The organism is Nonomuraea diastatica, assembly GCF_004349015.1.
Classification (GTDB): domain Bacteria; phylum Actinomycetota; class Actinomycetes; order Streptosporangiales; family Streptosporangiaceae; genus Nonomuraea; species Nonomuraea diastatica.
On the sequence record NZ_SMKP01000030.1, the window covers coordinates 1 to 19,602 of the forward strand.

Annotated in this window: 18 protein-coding genes, 1 pseudogene and 1 riboswitch; of the genes and pseudogenes, 9 read left to right on the forward strand and 10 right to left on the reverse strand. The window is 69.3% G+C overall.

Going from position 1 to position 19,602, the window contains the following annotated elements; all coding sequences use genetic code 11:
* Nucleotides 1–510 precede the first annotated feature (510 nt).
* Both E1294_RS13245 and mgrA read left to right on the forward strand, forming a co-directional pair.
* Nucleotides 511–2,601, forward strand: coding sequence for a S9 family peptidase (locus E1294_RS13245; RefSeq protein ID WP_132508284.1), 2,091 nt, complete (start codon nt 511–513; stop codon nt 2,599–2,601).
* Entirely contained in the window at nt 2,598–3,596 is a 999-nt protein-coding gene (mgrA, locus tag E1294_RS13250; protein ID WP_132508286.1) for an L-glyceraldehyde 3-phosphate reductase, read from the forward strand. The genes E1294_RS13245 and mgrA overlap by 4 nt, the downstream gene beginning before the upstream one ends.
* On the opposite strand, the gene E1294_RS13255 is transcribed toward mgrA, so the two are convergent.
* On the reverse strand, nt 3,565–5,940 hold the full coding sequence (locus E1294_RS13255) for a lysylphosphatidylglycerol synthase transmembrane domain-containing protein (protein ID WP_132508288.1): 2,376 nt from the start codon (nt 5,938–5,940) through the stop codon (nt 3,565–3,567). The genes mgrA and E1294_RS13255 overlap by 32 nt on opposite strands.
* Before the next feature lie 218 nt (nt 5,941–6,158).
* Here E1294_RS13255 and E1294_RS13260 point away from each other — a divergent pair, with 218 nt between their 5' ends.
* Nucleotides 6,159–8,165, forward strand: a complete 2,007-nt coding sequence (locus E1294_RS13260; RefSeq protein WP_132508290.1) for a molybdopterin-containing oxidoreductase family protein — start codon at nt 6,159–6,161, stop codon at nt 8,163–8,165.
* Here the strand turns inward: E1294_RS13260 and E1294_RS55700 are convergent.
* Nucleotides 8,152–8,622, reverse strand: coding sequence for a GNAT family N-acetyltransferase (locus E1294_RS55700; RefSeq protein WP_246082993.1), 471 nt, complete (start codon nt 8,620–8,622; stop codon nt 8,152–8,154). The genes E1294_RS13260 and E1294_RS55700 overlap by 14 nt on opposite strands.
* Before the next feature lie 42 nt (nt 8,623–8,664).
* Nucleotides 8,665–9,075, reverse strand: a pseudogene (locus E1294_RS55705) (GNAT family N-acetyltransferase); the annotation flags it as partial.
* 75 nt (nt 9,076–9,150) lie between these two features.
* Here E1294_RS55705 and E1294_RS13270 point away from each other — a divergent pair.
* Nucleotides 9,151–9,600, forward strand: a complete 450-nt coding sequence (locus tag E1294_RS13270) for a hypothetical protein (protein WP_165977260.1) — start codon at nt 9,151–9,153, stop codon at nt 9,598–9,600.
* 7 nt (nt 9,601–9,607) lie between these two features.
* Here E1294_RS13270 and E1294_RS13275 read toward each other — a convergent pair whose 3' ends face one another.
* From E1294_RS13275 to E1294_RS13285, 3 genes are all read right to left on the reverse strand, one after another.
* Nucleotides 9,608–9,991: a VOC family protein gene (locus E1294_RS13275; RefSeq protein ID WP_132508294.1), complete on the reverse strand. Its 384-nt coding sequence runs from the start codon at nt 9,989–9,991 to the stop codon at nt 9,608–9,610.
* Between the two features lie 31 nt (nt 9,992–10,022).
* Nucleotides 10,023–10,337, reverse strand: coding sequence for a DMT family transporter (locus tag E1294_RS13280; protein ID WP_132508296.1), 315 nt, complete (start codon nt 10,335–10,337; stop codon nt 10,023–10,025).
* Between the two features lie 32 nt (nt 10,338–10,369).
* A riboswitch (guanidine-III (ykkC-III) riboswitch) is annotated at nt 10,370–10,428 on the reverse strand.
* Nucleotides 10,429–10,453: 25 nt separating this feature from the next.
* Nucleotides 10,454–11,257 (reverse strand): class I SAM-dependent methyltransferase, encoded by an 804-nt coding sequence (locus E1294_RS13285; RefSeq protein WP_246082986.1) that lies wholly within the window; start codon nt 11,255–11,257, stop codon nt 10,454–10,456.
* Nucleotides 11,258–11,358: 101 nt separating this feature from the next.
* On the opposite strand from E1294_RS13285, the gene E1294_RS13290 reads away from it, so the two are divergent.
* The 3 genes from E1294_RS13290 to E1294_RS13300 all read left to right on the forward strand — a co-directional run bounded on the left by E1294_RS13290 (nt 11,359) and on the right by E1294_RS13300 (nt 14,498).
* Nucleotides 11,359–13,164: an acyl-CoA dehydrogenase gene (locus E1294_RS13290; protein ID WP_132508300.1), complete on the forward strand. Its 1,806-nt coding sequence runs from the start codon at nt 11,359–11,361 to the stop codon at nt 13,162–13,164.
* Nucleotides 13,165–13,262: 98 nt separating this feature from the next.
* Nucleotides 13,263–14,201: an MBL fold metallo-hydrolase gene (locus E1294_RS13295; protein ID WP_132508302.1), complete on the forward strand. Its 939-nt coding sequence runs from the start codon at nt 13,263–13,265 to the stop codon at nt 14,199–14,201.
* A 39-nt stretch (nt 14,202–14,240) separates the two neighbouring features.
* Nucleotides 14,241–14,498 carry a hypothetical protein gene (locus E1294_RS13300; protein ID WP_246082987.1) on the forward strand — a complete coding sequence of 86 codons (258 nt, stop codon included), beginning with the start codon at nt 14,241–14,243 and terminating at the stop codon, nt 14,496–14,498.
* Here the strand turns inward: E1294_RS13300 and E1294_RS13305 are convergent.
* The 4 genes from E1294_RS13305 to pdhA all read right to left on the reverse strand — a co-directional run bounded on the left by E1294_RS13305 (nt 14,495) and on the right by pdhA (nt 18,418).
* Nucleotides 14,495–14,788, reverse strand: a complete 294-nt coding sequence (locus tag E1294_RS13305) for a Dabb family protein (RefSeq protein ID WP_132508304.1) — start codon at nt 14,786–14,788, stop codon at nt 14,495–14,497. The genes E1294_RS13300 and E1294_RS13305 overlap by 4 nt on opposite strands.
* 112 nt (nt 14,789–14,900) lie before the next feature.
* A complete protein-coding gene (locus tag E1294_RS13310) occupies nt 14,901–16,337 on the reverse strand; it encodes a dihydrolipoamide acetyltransferase family protein (protein WP_132508306.1) in 1,437 nt (478 codons plus the stop codon).
* Nucleotides 16,338–16,349: 12 nt separating this feature from the next.
* The gene (locus E1294_RS13315) at nt 16,350–17,330 is read right to left on the reverse strand and encodes an alpha-ketoacid dehydrogenase subunit beta (RefSeq protein ID WP_132508308.1); all 981 of its coding nucleotides are present in this window, start codon (nt 17,328–17,330) and stop codon (nt 16,350–16,352) included.
* Complete coding sequence (pdhA, locus tag E1294_RS13320) at nt 17,327–18,418, reverse strand: pyruvate dehydrogenase (acetyl-transferring) E1 component subunit alpha (protein WP_132508310.1); 1,092 nt, start codon at nt 18,416–18,418, stop codon at nt 17,327–17,329. The genes E1294_RS13315 and pdhA overlap by 4 nt, the downstream gene beginning before the upstream one ends.
* A gap of 293 nt (nt 18,419–18,711) precedes the next feature.
* On the opposite strand from pdhA, the gene purS reads away from it, so the two are divergent.
* Nucleotides 18,712–18,957, forward strand: coding sequence for a phosphoribosylformylglycinamidine synthase subunit PurS (purS, locus tag E1294_RS13325; RefSeq protein ID WP_132508312.1), 246 nt, complete (start codon nt 18,712–18,714; stop codon nt 18,955–18,957).
* 221 nt (nt 18,958–19,178) lie between these two features.
* Nucleotides 19,179–19,565 carry an ATP-binding protein gene (locus E1294_RS13330; protein ID WP_132508394.1) on the forward strand — a complete coding sequence of 129 codons (387 nt, stop codon included), beginning with the start codon at nt 19,179–19,181 and terminating at the stop codon, nt 19,563–19,565.
* Nucleotides 19,566–19,602 lie beyond the last annotated feature (37 nt).

Sequence of the window (19,602 nt, forward strand, 5' to 3'; positions counted from 1 at the left end):
CTCCAAAAAAGGTCTGAACCCAACCAAACAAAAGGAATCCGTCGAATCGACTCAACGCCGATAGACGGGGTTGTGCATCATGCACTGGCTTTTAACACACTGTTGAGTTCTCAAGAAACGCACGCGTACATCCCCGCCAAAACCCCGAACCCGGGATCCCCGCTCAGAGGCGTTCATTTCGTTGTGTCTTAACTCTTTCAGCCGTTCAAGTCTCTGTCAAATTGACCAGACCTGCACAACCTGCGGGAATTAAGCGCCGCCCCCTTTTCGGAAACAACCCCTCTAACTTACCAGCCCGTAGACGGTTCTGCGAACCGACCTCCGAACCCAGCGGTCACAGGGGATCACCGACGACCCACGACACAACACGCCAATATCACCGGAGTGAGAGGAAGAGGTTGTGCCGCACCGCGTCGGCTTCTCAAGATTAGCAGCGCTCCCGACCACTCGGGACTCGTTCGTCGTGCTCTACGGCCACAGATCGATCACGACCGAACATAGACTCCCCACGTGAGCAGCAACACGCCACCAGTGGCAAAGAAGGTCCGGACCGAGCGCATCCATCATGGTGACACCGTCATCGACGAGTACGCATGGCTGAGCAACAAGGAAGATCCCGATACCACCGCCTACCTGGAGGCGGAGAACGACTTTCTCAAGAAGGAGACCGCTCACCTCTCCGAACTCCAGGAGCAGGTGTTCCAGGAGATCAAGGCACGCACCCAGGAAACCGACCTGTCGGTGCCGAGCCGCAAGGGCGCCTGGTGGTACTACACGCGCACAGAGGAGGGCAAGCAGTACGCCGTCTCCTGCCGCGTCCCCGCCGACAGTGAGGCGCCCCCGGTGATCACGCCGGGCGAGCGGCTCGACCGCGAGCAGGTGATCCTCGACGGCAACGAGCTGGCCGGCGACAGCGCGTTCTTCTCGGTCGGCGCCAGCTCCGTCACCCCTGACGGCTCGATGCTGGCCTACTCCACCGACTACAAGGGTGACGAGCGCTTCACGCTGAGGTTCAAGAATCTCGAGACCGGTGAGGTGCTCCCCGACGAGATCACGGACATCTTCTACGGAGGAGCCTGGTCGGCGGACGGCTCCGCGTTCTTCTACACGCGCGTCGACGACGCCTGGCGACCCTTCCAGGTCTACCGGCACACCCTGGGAACGCGGGAGGACGTGCTGGTCTACGAGGAGAGCGACGAGCGCTACTGGGTGGGCATCGGGCTGACCCGGAGCGAGCGTTACCTCGTGCTCAGCGCCGGCAGCAAGATCACCAGTGAGGTGCGCGTCCTCGACGCCATGGATCCGTCGGGCGAGTTCGCGGTCGTCCGCCCCAGGAAGACCGGCGTCGAATACGGCGTCGAGCACGCGGGCGACTTCTTCTACGTGCTCCACAACGAGAACGCCGAGAACTTCGAGCTGGCCACCGCCCCGCTCGACGACCCCGGCTCCTGGACCCCGCTGACCGCGCACAGGGACGACACGCGGCTCCTGGAGATCGACGCGTTCTCCGGCCACGCCGTGGTGCACTTCCGGCGCGAGGGACTGACCGGCCTGCGGGTGCTGCCCTACGGCTCCACCGGCGACACCTGGCGGGAGCGGGTCGAGGCCTCCGAGCGGAACGCGTACGAGATCGACTTCCCCGAGCCGCTGTACGACGTCGGGCCGGCGAGCAACCCCGAGTTCACGACCACGCGGCTCCGGCTGGGGTACACGAGCATGGTCACCCCGCCCAGCGTGTACGACTACGAGCTCGACTCGCACGAGCTGATCCTGCTCAAGCAGCGCCCGGTGCTGGGCGGCTACGACCCGGCCGACTACGAGCAGTTCCGCGACTGGGCCACGGCCGGGGACGGCACGAAGATCCCCGTGTCCATCGTGAAGCGGAAGGACACCGCCAGACCGGCTCCCACCGTGCTCTACGGGTACGGCAGCTACGAGACCTCCATAGACCCTGGCTTCTCGATCGCCAGGTTGTCGTTGCTCGACCGCGGGTTCATCTTCGCCGTCGCGCACGTCAGGGGCGGCGGCGAGCTGGGCCGCCGCTGGTACGAAGAGGGCAAGCTGACCAGGAAGCGCAACACGTTCACCGACTTCGTGGCGGTGGCCGGGCACATGAAGGAGAGCGGCTGGAGCGAGCGGGTCATCGCGAGGGGCGGCTCGGCCGGCGGGCTGCTCATGGGCGCGGCCACGAACCTGGCGCCCGAGCTGTTCACGGGCGTGGTGGCCGAGGTGCCGTTCGTCGACGCCCTGAACACCATCCTCGATCCGTCGCTGCCGCTGACCGTGATCGAGTGGGACGAGTGGGGCGATCCGCTGCACGATCCCGAGGTCTACGCCTACATGAAGGGCTATACGCCGTACGAGAACGTGGACGGCAGGGCGTACCCGCCGATTCTGGCGATCACGAGCCTGAACGACACGCGTGTCCTCTACCACGAGCCGGCGAAGTGGATCGCACGGTTGCGGGCGACGTCGGACGGCGGGCCGTTCCTGCTCAAGACCGAGATGGGCGCGGGGCACGGCGGCCGCAGCGGACGTTACGACGCCTGGCGTGAAGAGGCGTTCGCGCTGGCCTGGATCATCGAGAGGGGCACGTCATGACGTACCAGGCCGACGACCGGCGTTACGAGCGTCAGCCGTACAACCGCAGCGGCCGCAGCGGGGTGAAGCTGCCGGCGGTCTCGCTGGGCCTGTGGCACAACTTCGGCGACAACCGGCCGATCGACAACGCGCGGGCGATCCTGCGCCTGGCGTTCGACCTCGGGGTGACGCATTTCGACCTGGCCAACAACTACGGCGTCCCGTACGGGTCGGCGGAGCGGAACTTCGGCCGGCTCCTGGGCGAGGACTTCGCGCGCCACCGCGACGAGCTGATCATCTCCACCAAGGCCGGCTACGACATGTGGCCGGGCCCGTACGGCGAGTGGGGTTCGCGCAAATATCTGCTGGCCAGCCTCGACCAGTCGCTGGAGCGCATGGGCCTCGACTACGTCGACATCTTCTACAGCCACCGTCCCGATCCGGAGACGCCGCTGGAGGAGACCATGGGGGCGCTCGACCGGGCCGTGCGCTCGGGCAAGGCGCTCTACGCGGGCATCTCCAACTACTCGGCCGAACAGACCACCCAGGCGGCGCGGATCATGCGCGAGCTGGGCACGCCGCTGCTCATCCACCAGCCGTCCTACTCGATGATCAACCGGTGGATCGAGGACGGGCTGCTCGATGTGCTGGAGGAGGCGGGGATGGGCTGCATCGTGTTCTCGCCGCTGGCGCAGGGCGTGCTGACCGACCGCTACCTCGACGGGGTGCCGGCCGACTCGCGGGCGGCCACCAGCCGTTTCCTTCCGCGGGAACGGATCGACCGCGAGCTGGCGCGCGACCTGAACGAGATCGCCGAGGGCCGCGGGCAGACGCTGGCTCAGATGGCGCTGTCGTGGGCGCTCAGGGATCCGCGGGTGACGAGCGTGCTGATCGGCGCGAGCAGCGTGCGGCAACTCGAGGACAACGTGGCATGCGTGGACGGCCCGGCCTTCACCGAGGACGAGCTCGCGGCCATCGACAAGATCACAGGGCCTCGTGCCGCTGGAGGTAGGTGAAGGAGGCCCAGCCGGGCAGCACCGGCAGCCAGAACGTGAGCAGCCGGTGCAGCAGCACGGCCGACGTGGCCAGCTCGGCGGGAAGCCCCGCCACGGTGAGGCCCAGCGCGAGCGCGCCCTCGACCGCGCCCAGCCCGCCGGGTGTGGGTGCGGCCGAGCCGATCGCGTTGGCCGTGAGGTAGACGACGGCGACGGTGGTGAAGCTGAGCTGGCCGCCGAACGCCGCCACGCACGCGTCCAGGCAGACGATGAACGCGATGGTGATCATGAGCGTGCCCAGGCCCGCTTCGATCATCTTGCGCGGCGACTGCAGCACGTCGAGCAGCCGCGGCAGGACGTTGGAGAAGAGCCTGCTCATCCGCGTGGTGACCATGCGGCGCAGCGGCGGCACGCCGAGCACCACCACGACCAGCAACGCCACCGCGAGCAGCACCACGACCAGCCCGCGCGACGGCGTGAACGCGGTGTTGGTGGTGGAGCCGGTGATGTAGGCGAACAACAGCAGCAGCGCGATGTGGAAGATCAGCATGATGAGCTGGGAGGCGCCCACGCTGGCCACCGCGCTGGCCGGCGAGATGCCGCGCTTTTGCAGGTAGCGGGTGTTGATCGCGACGCCGCCCACCGCCGCGGGCGCGACGAGCTTGACGAACGAGGCCGCGAACTGCACGAGCACCGTACGCCAGAGAGGGAGGTGCTCGGGCACGAACCCGCGCAACATGAGCGCGGCGGCCACGAAGCTCACGAACGAGGCGACCAGCGCCAGCCCCGACCAGGCCCAGTTGGCCGTGGTCACCACCTGGTAGACGTTGACCTGGCTGAGCTGGGACAGCAGGAAATAGGCGGCCAGCGTGCTGGCGATGATGGTGATCAGGGTGCGCGGCCTGAACCGCTCCAGCCGCACCTCTTCGACCTTGCCCTGCGGCTTGAGCGCCACGATGTGCTCGCGGATGCCGGGAAGGACCTGCTTGGCCTTGGCCAGGGCCGCGCGGGTCTCCCTGGTCAGGGCGATGCGCTGGAGCAGCGGCAGGGCGGCGGCCAGCGCGTCGGCCCCCATGACGGCCGCGGCGGCCCTGACCGAGCGCTCGGGGCCGACGCGCAGCGCCAGGTAGGTGAGGAGCTGGGCGACGTCGAGCCTGAGCAGCAGGTCTCCGGCGGCGATCTCGCCGCTGCGCGCGTCGGTGAGCACGACCCGGCCGGCGCCGTCGAGGTGGATGCTGTCGCCGGTGAGCCGGCGGTGCGCCAGGCGCTGGATCTGCAGCAACCCGACCTGCTCCCAGATCTGGGCGAGCAGGTCGTCGTCGATCTCCTCGTCCGGCACCTCGTCGAGCGGGCGCGTCTCGATGTGCTCGTAGGCGAGCAACGCGGCCTCGGTGCCGATCTCGCTGGTGCCGAGCAGCCGGGGCGTGCTGGCGCCGGCAGCCTGCGCCGCGTACGCCATGAGCGCCTCGCGTTCGAGCTCGGCCCGCAGCGACCTGATGGCTCTGCGCCTGGTCTCGGAGTGGAGCCTGATGCGCCGCCACAGGCGGTAGGGGAGCCCCGCCACCTGCCGGTCGCGGTCGAGCACGGTGACGTCGAGGCTGCTGCCGTCCTGCAGCCCGATGGCGTAGCGGCGGCTGCCCTGGTGGTCGTCCTCGATGCGGCGGGCCGAGATCGGCGTGAACGACAGCTTGCGCAGCGCGGCCACCACGGCGCTGCCCGGCGGCCTGGTGTTGGGGCTGCCGACGCCGTAAAGGGTGGCGTAGCCGATGGCCATGCCGACCAGCACGGTCACGATGGCGCTCGGCAGCGTGATCTGCCTGCCGGAGAAGAAGGCCAGGATGTAGAGGGCGATCGTGGTCCACATCAGCATCCGCCACGTGGGGCGGCGCGAGATCCGCACGGCGGTGGCGTACGCGATCACCGAGGTGAGCAGGGTGTTGAGCGGCTCGATCTTCCTGTCGCCGGTGAGCAGCACGCGCAGGTCGTCGACGTTGCCCGCGACGAGCCACTGCCCCAGCAGGAACGATCCGGCGATGCCGATGATCGCGGCGATCAGCCCTTCGGCGACGCGCAGCCCGTCGCGGTGGAAAACCCGTTCGACGGCGAAGGCCGTGGGGACGATGAGCACCGCCGCGCCGCCGAGGAACGCGGCGATCCTGCTGAGCAGGGGGACGAGCTCGGCGCCCTCCTTGACGTCGGCCTCGAGGCCGATGAGCGTCTGCTTGGCCACCAGGGCGAGCAGGATCACCGCGCCGAGCACCGTGAGCGTGGCGAAGAACCGCAGCAGGTCGGACGGGCGACGGAGGCGCTGCGGCAGGAGCGGCTCTACGACGTAGACGTCGGTGTCCGCGCGTGACTCGGCCACGGCTGGATCCCCCTCCGCGAGGTCCTCCGTGTCATCTCGTTCCCTGATTTCGGCCACCGACAGTGATTCTGCACCTTCCCGGCCGGACCGTACGATCTTTAGGTATCCAGTGTCCTCAAATCAGCCCCGTAGTCCTCGCACCGGGCAGGCTACACGCTGGAGTTCCCACCGTTCACCTCCGATTTCCTGGACGGGCGGCGCGACGTAGGCTGTGTGCCATGCCGGGTGATTTGAGAGTTTTGGGGGCGTGTCCGCTGGACTGCCCGGATACCTGCTCCTGGGTGGTCACGGTGGAGGACGGCCGGGCCGTCGGCCTCCGCGGCAACCCCGACCAGCCCTACACCCGGGGCGCGCTTTGCGTGAAGGTCAACCGCTATCTGGAGCACACGCGGGCGGACGACCGCATACTCCACCCGCTGCGCCGCACCGGGCCGAAGGGCTCGGGCCAGTTCGAGCGCATCACCTGGGACGAGGCCCTCGACGAGATCTCCGTACGGCTGCGCGGCATCGTCGAGGAGCACGGCGGCGAGGCCATCTGGCCGTATCTGGGCACCGGCTCACTCGGCTACCTCCAGGGGTGCGAGGGTGTGGCGGGGCGGCGGTTCTGGAACATGCTGGGCGCCTCCAAGCACTGGCTCAACATCTGCTCGAGCGCCGGAAACAGCGGCCTGCGGCGGACGGTGGGCACCGCGGCCGGCATGGACCCGGAGAACTTCGCGCTGGCCAAGCTGGTCGTGCTGTGGGGCACGAACACGCTGACCAGCGGGCACCACCTGTGGAAGTTCATCCAGGACGCGCGGGCGAACGGCGCCTACGTCGTCGCCATCGACCCCATCCGCACCAGGACCGCCGACCAGGCCGACGAGCACCTGGCGATCAGGCCGGGCACGGACGCCGCGCTGGCGCTCGGGCTGCTCAACGTGGTGCTGGCGGAGAACGCGCAGGACGACGAGTTCCTGGCCGCGCACACCGAGGGCTGGGACGACTTCCGCGAGGAGATCCTGCGCCACCCGGTCGAGCGGGTGGCCGAGATCACCGGCATCCCGGCCGAGTCCGTCCGCAGGCTGGGGACGCGGCTCGCCCGCACCCGCCCGACCGCGCTGCGCGCCACGCACGGCCTCCAGCGGCACGCCGGCGGCGGCACCGCGCTGCGCACGATCGCCGCGATGCCCGGCGTCACCGGCGACTGGAGGTACCCCGGCGGCGGCGTCGCCTTCTCCACCAGCGACCACGTCCACCTCGCCGTCGACCGGCGCGACGACCTGCTGGCCCGGCCGGTGCGCACGCTGGTCATGACCAAGCTCGCCTCGCAGCTCCACGACGTGAAATGCCTGTGGGTGTACGCGGCCAACCCGGCGGGCTCCTCCCCCGACGCGAACGCCATCAGGCGGCAGCTCGCCCGCGAGGACCTGTTCACCGTGGTCATGGAGCAGTTCCCCACCGACACCGTCGACTACGCCGACATCGTGCTGCCCGCGACCATGCAGACCGAGCACATGGACCTGCACGCCGGCTACGGGCACCTCTACCTGCTGTGGAACGAGCCCGCCGTGCCGCCGCCCGGCGAATGCCTGTCGACGACGGAGACGTTCAGGCGACTGGCCAGGCACATGGGGATGACCGAACCGTCGTTGTACGACTCGGACCTGCAGCTGGCCGAGCAGTTGGTGTCGAGCGGGCATCCCTCCCTTGATGGCATCACCCTGGACCGGCTCCGCAAGGAGGGCTGGATGCGGATGAACTACCCCAAGCCCTTCACGCCGTTCGCCGACGGCTTCCCGACGCCCTCCGGCCGGCTGCGCTTCCCGCCCGCGGGGGAGGCGTACGTGCCGCCCCACACGGTGCGCGCGGCGGGGGCGTCACCGTACCCGCTGACGCTGATCACGCCGGCGTCGCACCTGTTCCTCAACACGACGTTCGGCAACAACCCGGAGCTGCGGCGGCGGGCCAAGGATCCGGTGGTGCTGGTCAACCCGGCCGACGCGGCGGCGCGCGGGCTGGCCGGCGGTCAGCGGGTGCGCGTGCACAACGACGACGGCGAGTTCCTGGCCGACGTGGAGATCAGCGACCGGGTGGCGGCCGGGGTGGTGGCCTCGCAGAAGGGGCGGTGGCCGAAGTTCGCCCCCGGCGGCGCCAATCCGAACGCGGTCGTGGCGGAGCGGGACGGCGACATGAGCCGGGGGCCCGCCTTCCACGACAATCTGGTCGAGGTCAGTCCAGTTTGAGCTTGTAGCCGACGTGGGAGGCCGTGAAGCCGAGGGAGTCGTAGAAGCGGTGCGCGTCCGTACGTGACTTGTCGGAGGTGAGCTGCACCATGGCGCAGCCGCGCGCCCGCGCCCGGTCGACGGCCCACTTGATCATCTTGCGGCCGAGCCCCTTGCCTCTCTCGGAGGCGACGACCCTGACGGCCTCGATCTGGCACCGCTCCGCGCCCAGCCGCGACAACCCGGCCAGGTAGCTCAGCTGCATGGTGCCCACCACCTTGCCGTCGCGCTCGGCCACGATCAGCTCGTCGTACGGGTCGGCGTCGATCCGCTCGAACGCCGCCAGGTAGCGCTCGTCCCCCGGGTCCCCCTCGCGCTGGGCCCCGAGCGGGTCGTCGGCCAGCATGGCCACGATCGGGGGCACGTCGTCCCGGCGGGCCTGCCGGAAGAGCAGCGACAACACGTAGTGGGATTCCATGAGGTCGGGGTTGGACGGCAGCGCCATGACCCTGCCGCTCGGGGTGAAGCCCTTGCGGGCGTAGAGGGCGCGGGCGGCGTGGTTCTGGTCGACCGCCCAGAGGCCGATCTCCTCCGCGCCGGTGCTCCTGGCCCACTCCACGGCCCTGTCGACCAGCCGGGAGCCCACGCCCCCGCCTCTGGCCTCGGGGGCGACCCACATGGACAACAGGTGCGCCCCGCTGTCCTCCAGCAACACGCACGCCAGGCCCACGTCGGCGCCGCCGCTCTCGGCCACCCACCACCGCGAGCCTCGATCACTCAATCTTTCGGCCCATTTCGCGGGCGGAAAGGCGACCTCGCGTCCGTACGACGACCCGAAAGCGTCCGGGGCGTCCTGGAGCGCGCGCAGCCGTACCGACCGCAGCCGATCCGCTTCGCCGGGGCCAAGATGCGTTATCACGACTTTCTGCATGTCCGCATGATGTCAGGGACAGGTCAGGGTCCGCCCCCGATGCCCCCAGGGTGATCGGAAAGGCAGCATGGGGGCATGAACGAAATCAGTCGACGCGACGAGGTATCGCTGTCAGGCGCCGCGCTGCGTGGCGCTCCTTGGAAGGCTGCCGCCATCAGCGGTGGCGTCATCTCGGCGACCAGCTACGGGTTCGGCCTGCTCACGGGCGGCGGGGACCTGGTGTGGGCGCTGGGCCTGGGCATCAGCCTGTTCGCGCTGGTCGCCGCGATCGGCGCGGTGTCGAAGCCGGAGGACGGCGACCGGGTGACCCGGCAGGCTCGCCTGTGGTCGTTGCGGCACCCGTGGAAGTTCGCGCTGCTGCCCGCCGGCATCACGGCCGTGCTGGACTATCCGGTGCAGCTCGTGCTCGACGGAGAGGGCGTGTTCGGCTCGGCCGTCGACGCCCTGTGGCACGGCGCGCTGGTCTACCTGATCTCCGCCATCGTGACGCTCACCCTGCAGGGCAGGGCCCGATCGGCCCGGTGACCCCGCGTCAGCTCTGGTCCGCCCGCTCCTCCTGGCTGCGGCAGACACAGAACTCGTTGCCCTCGGGGTCGTGCATGACCACCCAGCCGGTGCCGTCGGGCCTGCGCCGGTCGTCGGCGATGGTCGCGCCCATCCCGACCAGCCGCTCGACCTCCTCGTTACGGGTCCTGCCGTCCATGCCGTTGACGTCGAGGTGCACGCGGTTCTTGACTGTCTTGCCCTCGGGAACCTTCAGGAAGAGCAGGAACGGATCCTGCTTGGTGCGGAGCATGACCTCGTCGTCACCGGGCTGGTCGCCCTCGCCCAGCGGCAGCCCGGTGGCCCTGCTCCACCAGCTGGCGATCTCGTACGGGTTGTCGGCGTCGATGGAGACGGCATGAATTTCGATCATCAGGCCACCCAACCCGACACCACCGAAGACGTCAAGCCAGTGTTCTCAGCCCGATGACGCCCGCCAGGATCAGCGCGATGCACGCGATGCGGGGCAGCGACACCTCATCCCCCATGGCGATCATGCCGAGTATCGCGGTGCCGGCCGCGCCGACCCCGGTCCAGACGGCGTACGCGGTGCCGACCTCCAGGGACTTGAGCGCGTACGAGAGCAGGCCGAAGCTCAGCACGGCCATGCCCAGGAACGACAGGGTCCACCACAGGTGGGTGAACCCGTTGCTGAGTTTGAGTGAGAGGGCCATGACGACCTCGAAGACGCCGGCCAGCACGAGAAGGATCCATGCCATGATCACGAACTCCCTGTGAACGAGACGGTGCGGATGCGTCGTCTTGTCGTGCCGGGTACGGCGCGTCTCGTCCGGGAGCCGTCAGCTCACCTGCGACAACGTGCGGCCTACGCCTCTCATTCCCACCAGACCGTGGTCCACCGGTCTCTGGGCATCGGCCACATGCCGAGCTCCAGGACCGTCGCCGCCACCTCGTCCGCCATGGCCGGGTCGAGGCAGATCCGGCGGCAGGCGCTGACGGCCAGCTCTTCCAGCGACGTGAAACGTTCCAGGGGCGCCTCTCGCTCCTCCACCCGGACGGGGTAGCCGAGCGCCGCGGCCAGCGCCACGCAGTCTTCCGCGACGGGCCGCACCGGCCGGTCGACCCCGTGGAAGTGTTGCCACAGCGGTGTCATCCAGCTCATGGGGTGGCGGTGCGGCAGCTCCAGCACCACCCGCCCCTGCGTGCGGCGGTCGAGCGCCCGCAGGAAGTCGGCCAGGTCGGGAACGTTGTAGACGACGTGTGCGGCGATGGCCACGTCAGTCACGGGCACGTCGTCGGCCACGTCGGGCCAGCGGCCCGCGATCGTGGAGACCGGCACCCCGAGTTTGTCGGCCCTGCCCGCCAGATCGTCGAGCATGGGCGCCGAGGTGTCGACCGCGTAGAGATGACCGATGCGCTCGCGCAGCGGCAACGACGCGGCGCCGGCGCCGACGCCGACGTCGAGCAGCGTGCCCTTGCCGGTGTCGGACAGGGCCTCGGCGAGCCGGGTCATGGTCGGGCCGTCGTCGGGCTCGGCCAGCGCCCGGTCGGTGCGGGTGGCGAACCGCTCGGGCGAGTGGCCCCATGGATCGACGGGAGCCTTGGCCAAGATCGCTTTGGGAATGGCCCAGGATTCCAGTCGCTCTCGCCATCGGGCGGCGAGTTCTTCGGCGTCCATGGAGAGAGCATGCCATGCATAGCAGGGGTTACCCGTGGGTAGCATTCCAGAGTAAGGTTACTGGCCAGTACACGAAACTCGGTTCAAGGAGAGCGACACCCATGGGCCACTACAAGAGCAACGTGCGCGACCTGGAGTTCAACCTTTTCGAGGTGCTCGGCAGGCGCGAGATCCTCGGCACGGGGCCCTTTGCGGAAGTGGACGAGGAGGTCGCCCGCAGCATCCTCGACGAGGTCGGCAGGCTGGCCACCGGCGTCCTGGCCGACTCCTTCGAGGAGGGCGACAGGCACCCGCCCGTGTTCGACGCGGCGACCGGCTCCGTGCGCGTCCCCGACGGCTTCAAGAAGTCGTACAAGGCGCTGGTCGACGGTGGCTGGACGCACCTCGACCTGCCCGCCGAGCTGGGCGGCCCCGGCATCCCCCGGAGCCTGGCCTGGGCCACGGCCGAGATGGTGCTCGGCGCCAACCCGGCCCTCTACATGTACGGGGCCGGCCCCAACTTCGCCCACACCCTGTGGCAGGTGGGCAACGAGGAGCAGAAGCGCTTCGCCGAGCTGGCCATCGAGCGCAACTGGGGCGCCACCATGGTGCTCACCGAGCCCGACGCCGGCTCCGACGTGGGCGCCGGACGGGCGAAGGCGGTCGAGCAGCCCGACGGCACCTGGCACATCGAGGGTGTCAAGCGCTTCATCACCAGCGCCGAGCAGGACATGACCGAGAACATCTTCCACCTCGTGCTGGCCCGCCCCGAAGGCCACGGCCCCGGCACCAAGGGATTGTCGATGTTCCTGGTGCCGAAATTCCACGTCGACCTCGAGACCGGCGAGCTCGGCGAGCGCAACGGCGTCTACGTCACCAACGTCGAGAAGAAGATGGGCCTGAAGGCCTCCACGACCTGCGAGCTGACCTTCGGCGACAAGCACCCGGCGGTCGGCTGGCTGGTGGGCGACGTGCACGAGGGCATCAAGCAGATGTTCATGGTGATCGAGCACGCCCGCATGATGGTCGGCACCAAGGCCATCGCCACGCTGTCCACCGGCTACCTGAACGCCCTGGAGTACGCCAGGGCCAGGATCCAGGGCGCGGACATGACAAAGATGTCCGACAAGACCGCTCCGCGGGTGGCCATCACCCACCACCCCGACGTCCGCCGCGAGCTCATGCTGCAGAAGGCGTACGCGGAGGGCATGCGCGCCCTGGTGCTCTACACCGCCACCTTCCAGGACGCCCTCATCATCGACCCGGAGGACCGGGACGCCCAGGCCATGAACGACCTCCTGCTGCCCATCGTCAAGGGGGTCGGCTCCGAGCGGTCGTACGAGCTGCTCTCCCGCTCGCTGCAGACCCTGGGCGGCTCCGGCTACCTGCAGGACTACCCGATCGAGCAGTACATCCGCGACGCCAAGATCGACTCCCTGTACGAGGGCACGACCGCGATCCAGGGCCTCGACCTGTTCTTCAGGAAGATCCTGCGCAACCAGGGCGCCGCGATCGGCGCGCTGCTGGCCGAGATCAACGAGTTCGCCGGCTCCGAGGCGGGCAACGGCCGGCTCAAGGAGGAGCGCAAGCTGCTGGCCGAGGCCGCCGCCGAGGTCAAGGCCATGGGCGACACCATGGCCGGCTGGGCGCTGGCCTCGATGGAGTCGCCGCACGAGGTCTACAAGGTCGGGCTCAACACCACCAGGCTGCTGCTCGCGCTGGGCGACCTGGTGATCGGCTGGCTGCTGCTGCGGCAGGCGGAGGTGGCCCTGGCCAAGCTGGACGACGGCGAGGACCCGTTCTACCTCGGCAAGGTCGGCGCGGCCTCCTTCTTCGCCAAGACCGTGCTGCCGCGCCTGGCCGCCGAGCGGCGCGTGCTCGCCGCGACCGGCCAGGAGCTCATGGCGCTGCCCGAGGAGGCGTTCTAGGCCACTTCCAGGCCGGGGACGCCCGCTCGGCGCGCCGGGCGGGCGTCCCGTCCACCCAGGCCACGGTCAGCGGCCGCCGGGCGAGTACCTTCGCGGGCATGAGCTTCGCTTCCCACGATCATCCCCTGCCGCCCGTCCGCGTCGAAGAGGTGTCGGACGGCGTCTACGCCTATGTGCAGCCCGACGGAAGCTGGTGGATCAACAACACCGGTTTCCTGGCCGGGCGGCGCGGCGTCATCTGCGTCGACGCCTGCTCGACCGAGCGGCGGACGCGTGCCTTCAAGGAGGCCATCGGCCGGGTCAGCGACCGGCCGGTCACCACGTTGATCAACACCCACCACCACGGCGACCACACGTTCGGCAACTGGTTGTTCCCCGAGGCGACGATCGTCGGCCACGAGGGCGTGCGCGACCAGATCATCGCCGACGGTGTCCCCGCCTACCGCTCCGCGTGGTCGCCCGCGGCGGAGTGGGGCGCGATGGAGGTGGCGCCGCCGTTCCTCACCTTCACCGACCGCGTCGCCGTGCACTCCGACGACCTGAGGTGCGAGGTCAGGCACGTCGGGCACGCGGCCCACACGACCAACGACTCGTACGTGTGGATCCCCGAGCGGCGGCTGCTGTTCTCCGGCGACCTCGTCTTCAACGGCGGCACGCCGTTCGTGCTGATGGGCTCGGTCGCCGGGGCGCTGGAAGCCCTCGCGCAGCTCAGGCGGCTCGACGCGGTGACCATCGTGCCGGGCCACGGGGAAATCTGCGGGCCCGAGGTCTACGGCCAGGTCGAGGGTTATCTGCGGTTCGTGCAGGAGACCGCCAGACGGGGCAGGGAAGCCGGGCTGTCGCCACTCGACGCGGCCAGGGAGACCGATCTGGGCGAGTGGGCCGGGCTGCTGGACGCCGAGCGCATCGTGGGCAACCTGCACCGCGCCTACGCCGAGCTCGACGGGCAGCCGCTCGGCGCCCCGATCGACCTGGCCACCGCCATCCTCGACATGATCACCTACAACGGCGGCCGGCCCCTGTCCTGTCTGGCCTGAGAAGTCGCGGGTGTGATCGCGTTTACTCGGGTATGACCGGTGCTGTACACGCTTTTTCCCCTGGAGGTCGTCATGGGTGTCGGGGTCAGCATCTTCTTCCTCACGCTCGGCGCCATCCTGAAGTTCGCCATCGAGCCCGATGTGTTCGGACAGAGCGTCCACATGGACATCATCGGCATCATCTTCATGATCGTCGGCGGGGTGGGGGTGGTCCTGAGCATCGTGCTGGCCCCTCGGCGGGGCCAGACGTCCGACCACCGGCTGATGCACCGGGAGAACAACCCTCCTGAGATCTAGAGCTTCAGCTGCACGGCGGCGCGGCTCGCGAGGATCGGCCTGATGTGCTCGGCGATCACCGCCTGGTGCCGGGGATGGTCGCGATAGATCAGGTAGTCGTCGACGTTGTCGAAGTCGGCCACCACCGCGTAGTCGTGGTTGCCCTGGTTGATGCCCGCGTCGCCGCCGACGGTGAAGGCGCGCAGTTGCGGGATGACGCCGGGCAGTTCGCCCAGCTCGGCCGTCACGGCGGCCCGCTGCTCGTCGGTGGCGTCGTCTTTCCAGGTGAACAGCACAATGTGGCGAATCATGGAGCCAATGTATTTCATCGGGACGCCGGCGCCTCTGATGTGGTCGGGTGCGGGCGTCCCCGCCACGGCGATCGCCGGGAGAGGGGTCCTCCCGGCGGTCGCCGTACCCGGGTCAGCTCCAGGCCAGCATGCGGAGCGGGTCCTCCAGCATGGCTCCCACGTCACGCAGGAACAGCGAGCCCAGCTCGCCGTCCACGATCCGGTGGTCGAACGAGAGCGCCAGCGTCGTCACCTTGCGCACCGCCAGCTCGCCGTCGACCACCCACGGCATCTCCCTGACCCTGCCGAAAGCGAGGATGGCGGCCTCGCCGGGGTTCAGGATCGGGGTGCCGGCGTCGACGCCGAACACGCCGACGTTGGTGATCGTGATGGTGCCGCCCGCCATCTCGGCCGGTTGCGTACGGCCCGCTCTGGCCGTCTCCGTGAGCCGGCCCAGCCGCGCGGCGAGCTCGGGCAGGGGCAGCGCCTCGGCGTCCTTGATGTTGGGCACCACCAGGCCGCGCGGGGTCGCGGCGGCAATGCCCAGGTTCACGTAGTGCTTGACCACGATCTCCTGCGCCGCCTCGTCCCAGGAGGAGTTGATCGCCGGGTGCCGACCGGCCGCGGTGAGCACGGCCTTGGCCACCAGGAGGAGCGGGGAGACCTTGACCTCCGCGAACTCGGGGAGGTCACGCAGGCGCCGGACGGCCTCCATCGTCCTCGTCACGTCCACCTGGAGGAACTCGGTGACGTGCGGGGCGGTGAAGGCGCTGGCGACCATCGCCTGGGCGGTCACCTTGCGCACGCCCTTGATCGGGACGCGCTCCTCACGCTCGCGCCGCGGCTGGGGGGCCGCCACGGGCGCGGCCTGGGTGGCCGCGTGCACGTCCTCGCGGGTGATCGAACCCGCGGGGCCCGTGCCCGTGACGTTCGCCAGGTCCACGCCCAGGTCTTTGGCCAGCTTGCGTACGGGTGGCTTGGCCAGGACCCGCGGCCCCGCGGGTGGCGCCTGTGCGGCGGGTGCGGCGGCGGCCGGTGCGGGCGGGCCGTCCACCCCCACGCGGTCCGGGTTGGCCACCGGGGCGGCCGTGGCCGACGGTTGCTTGCGTGGACGTCGTTTGGTGGCGCCCGTCTTGACGCCGTAGCCCACCAGGACCGCCTGGCGTTCCTCCTTGGGCGCCGGGCTGCCGTGCGCGCCGGGCTCGACGGCGCCCTCCGCTGGCGGCTCCGGCACCATGTCGTCGGCCAGGGCGGCGGCCCGGCCGCCCGGCCCGTCAGCGTCCCCCGCTGTGTCCACGGCTGTGTCCACGGCTGTGTCCACGGCTGTGTCCACGGCTGTGTCCACGGCGATGATCGGGGCGCCCACCTCGACCGTCGTGCCCTCGTCGGCCATCAGGCCGGCCACCACGCCGTCCCACGGGATCGGCAGCTCGACGATCGACTTCGCCGTCTCGATCTCGACGACGATCTGGTTGACCTTGACGTCGTCGCCCGACTTGACGTGCCAGCGGACGATCTCCGCCTCCGTCAGGCCCTCCCCGACGTCAGGGAGCTTGAACTCGCGTCGCATGGACAAATCCCCTCAGTACCCGAAGGTCCGGTCGACGGCGTCGAGCACCCGATCCAGATCGGGCAGGTAGTGCTCCTCCAGCTTCGACGGCGGGTAGGGGGTGGAGAAGCCGCCGGCCCGCAGGACGGGCGACTCCAGATGGTAGAAGCACTGCTCGGTGATCCTGGCGGCGAGCTCGGCGCCGAACCCGTTGTTGACGGGGGCCTCGTGCACCACCACGACCCGGCCCGTCCTGCGGGCGGACTCCAGGACCAGCGGCTCGTCCAGCGGGTTGAGCGAGCGCAGGTCGATCACCTCCAGCGAGCGCCCGTCGTCCTCGGCCGCCGTGGCGGCCTCCAGGCACGTCTTGACCATGGGCCCGTAGGCCAGCAGCGTGGCGTCAGTGCCCGGCCGCACCACCTTGGCCGCGTGCAGCGGCGGCCACCATTCGGTGGAGGCGGTGTCGATGTCGGCCTTCTCCCAGTAGCGGCGCTTGGGCTCGAAGAAGATCACCGGATCGTCGCTGCGGATGGCCTGCTGGATCATGGTGTACGCGTCGGCCGGGTTGGAACAGGCCACGACGCGCAGGCCGGCCGTGTGGGTGAAGTACGCCTCCGGCGACTCGCTGTGATGCTCGACCGCCCCGATGCCGCCACCGCAGGGGATGCGTACGACCACCGGCAGCTTGATCGCGCCCAGCGAGCGCATCGGCATCTTGGCCAGCTGCGTGATGATCTGGTCGGCCGCGGGGAAGACGAACCCGTCGAACTGGATCTCGCACACCGGCCGGTAGCCGCGCAGCGCCAGCCCGATCGCGGTGCCGATGATGCCCGACTCGGCCAGCGGCGTGTCGATGACGCGATCTTCGCCGAAGTCCTTCTGCAGGCCGTCGGTGACGCGGAAGACGCCGCCCAGCTTGCCGACGTCCTCGCCCATGATGAGGACCTTGGGGTCGTCCTCCATGGCCTTGCGCATGCCTTCGTTGAGCGCCTTGGAAAGGCTCATGATCGTCATTTGGCGAACCCCTCCAGGTACGCGGCGAACTGGGCGCGCTCCTGGTCCATCAGGGCGTGGGACTCGCTGTAGACGTGGTCGAAGATGGCGAGCGGCTCCGGATCGGGCATGGCCAGGCAGCGCCTGCGCAGATCGGCGCCGAGCTGGGCGGCCTCGCCGTCGACGCCGTCGAAGAACGCCTGGTCGGCGTGCTCGCTCTTGAACAGGTAGGCCTTGAGCCGCTCGATCGGGTCCTTGAGCTTCCACGCCTCCAGCTCGCTGGCCACGCGGTAGCGCGTGGGGTCGTCGGTGGTGGTGTGGGCGCCCATGCGGTACGTGAACGCCTCGATGAGCGTCGGACCCTGCCCCGTACGGGCGGCTTCGAGCGCCTTCCTGGTTACCGCGAGGCAGGCGAACACGTCGTTGCCGTCGACCCTGATGCCGGGGAAGCCGAAGCCCGAGGCGCGGCGGTAGAGGGGGATGCGGCTCTGCTTCTCCAGCGGCTCGGAGATGGCCCACTGGTTGTTCTGGCAGAAGAACACGATCGGCGCGTTGAACACGCTGGCCCAGATGAACGACTCGTTCACGTCGCCCTGCGAGGTGGCGCCGTCGCCGAAGTAGGCGATGGTGGCGGCGCTGGCGTCGTCGCGCTGGATGCCCATCGCGTATCCGACGGCGTGCAGCGTCTGGCTGCCGATCACGATCGTGTACAGGTGGAAGTTGTGCTCCTTGGGGTCCCACCCGCCGTGGTTGACGCCTCTGAACAGGCCGAGCAGCTTCACCGGGTCGACGTCGCGGCACCACGCCACACCGTGCTCCCGGTAGGTGGGGAACGCCATGTCCACGTCGGTCAGCGCGCGGCCCGAGCCTATCTGGGCCGCCTCCTGGCCCAGCAGCGAGGCCCAGATGCCCAGCTCGCCCTGGCGTTGCAGCGCCACGGCCTCCAGGTCGATGCGGCGGACGAGCACCAGGTCGCGGTAGAGCGACCGGACCTCCTCGGGGGTCAGGTCGATGTCGTAGTCGGGGTGCTCGACCCGCTCTCCTTCGGGGGTGAGCAACTGGACGAGCTCCGGCGGTGCCTCGGCACCACGTGAGGCTTCGGTTGTCACGAGACCTCCTTCGCCGGTCTCGCGGCACATGTGTCGTGCTCACGGACGACCTCGACAAGCTCGGTCATGGCCACTCCTGTGCGTCAGGGCCGGGTGTCGGTGGGGTTGCCACCTCAGGCCGGCCTCCTTGGCGAAGAACCATATGGTGATGGTTCGTACGCTTTGGGGCCATGGTGGCAGACGTCACAGCCCTGCGCGCAAGCCCCATGTCCTCCCCGTTCCCGTTGTGTCGGCTGCCACACGCGCCGGTAGGCTGTGCTTCCCATCCACCCACCGCTCCCAGGAGGAACGCAGTGGCCCGCGTCATCGTGGACGTCATGTTGAAGCCCGAGATCCTCGATCCGCAGGGCCAGGCGATCGCCAGAGCGCTGCCCAGGCTCGGCTTCTCCGGCGTCGCGGCCGTGCGTCAGGGCAAACGTTTCGAGCTGGAGCTCGAGGGCCCGGCCGACGACACGGCGCTGGCCGAGGTGCGCAAGATGGCCGAGACCCTTCTGGCCAACACGGTGATCGAGGACTACACCGTCCGGGTTGAGGAGTAGAACGCACATTTGATCCCCTGATTTACCCCTGGTCGGTTAAAGCGGGGTTCTGACGTGCCACAATGCCACGGGCAAGCCAACAGTAAATAACAACAACGTGATTTTGCGGTTAGCCCCGATTTCACAGGGAAACCTACTCCAGGTGACATTCTGGCGCCCGGAGGAGTCCGGTGGATATTGAGTTCTCGTTGGCGCTGCCTCGGGATGCGATCGGCATACCGATGGTCAGGCGAGTGCTAGGCGATGCCCTGCGCTCACTCAACGTGAGTGAGACCTGCATCGCCGACATGCTGCTCGCCGTCTCCGAGGCGTGCTCCAACGCGGTGCGGCACGGAGGACCCGCCAACCGCTACGAGGTGACCGCGTCGATCGGCTACGGCCACTGCGACGTACGCGTCGCCGACAGCGGCGCGGGCGTGCCGTCGATGCCCGCGCACTTTCCCCCGCCCGACACCGAGAACGGCCGCGGCCTGCTGATCATGCGCTCCGTCGTCGACGAGATCTCCTTCGGCACCGAGCCCGGCCGAGGCACCACGGTCCACCTGCGCAAGACGCTCGCATGGGACGACGAGCCGCAGGCCCGTCCCCGCGCGCTCGCAGCCGTCTGACCTGCGCCCGCGCATCGCGCGCCAGCCGATGCGGACC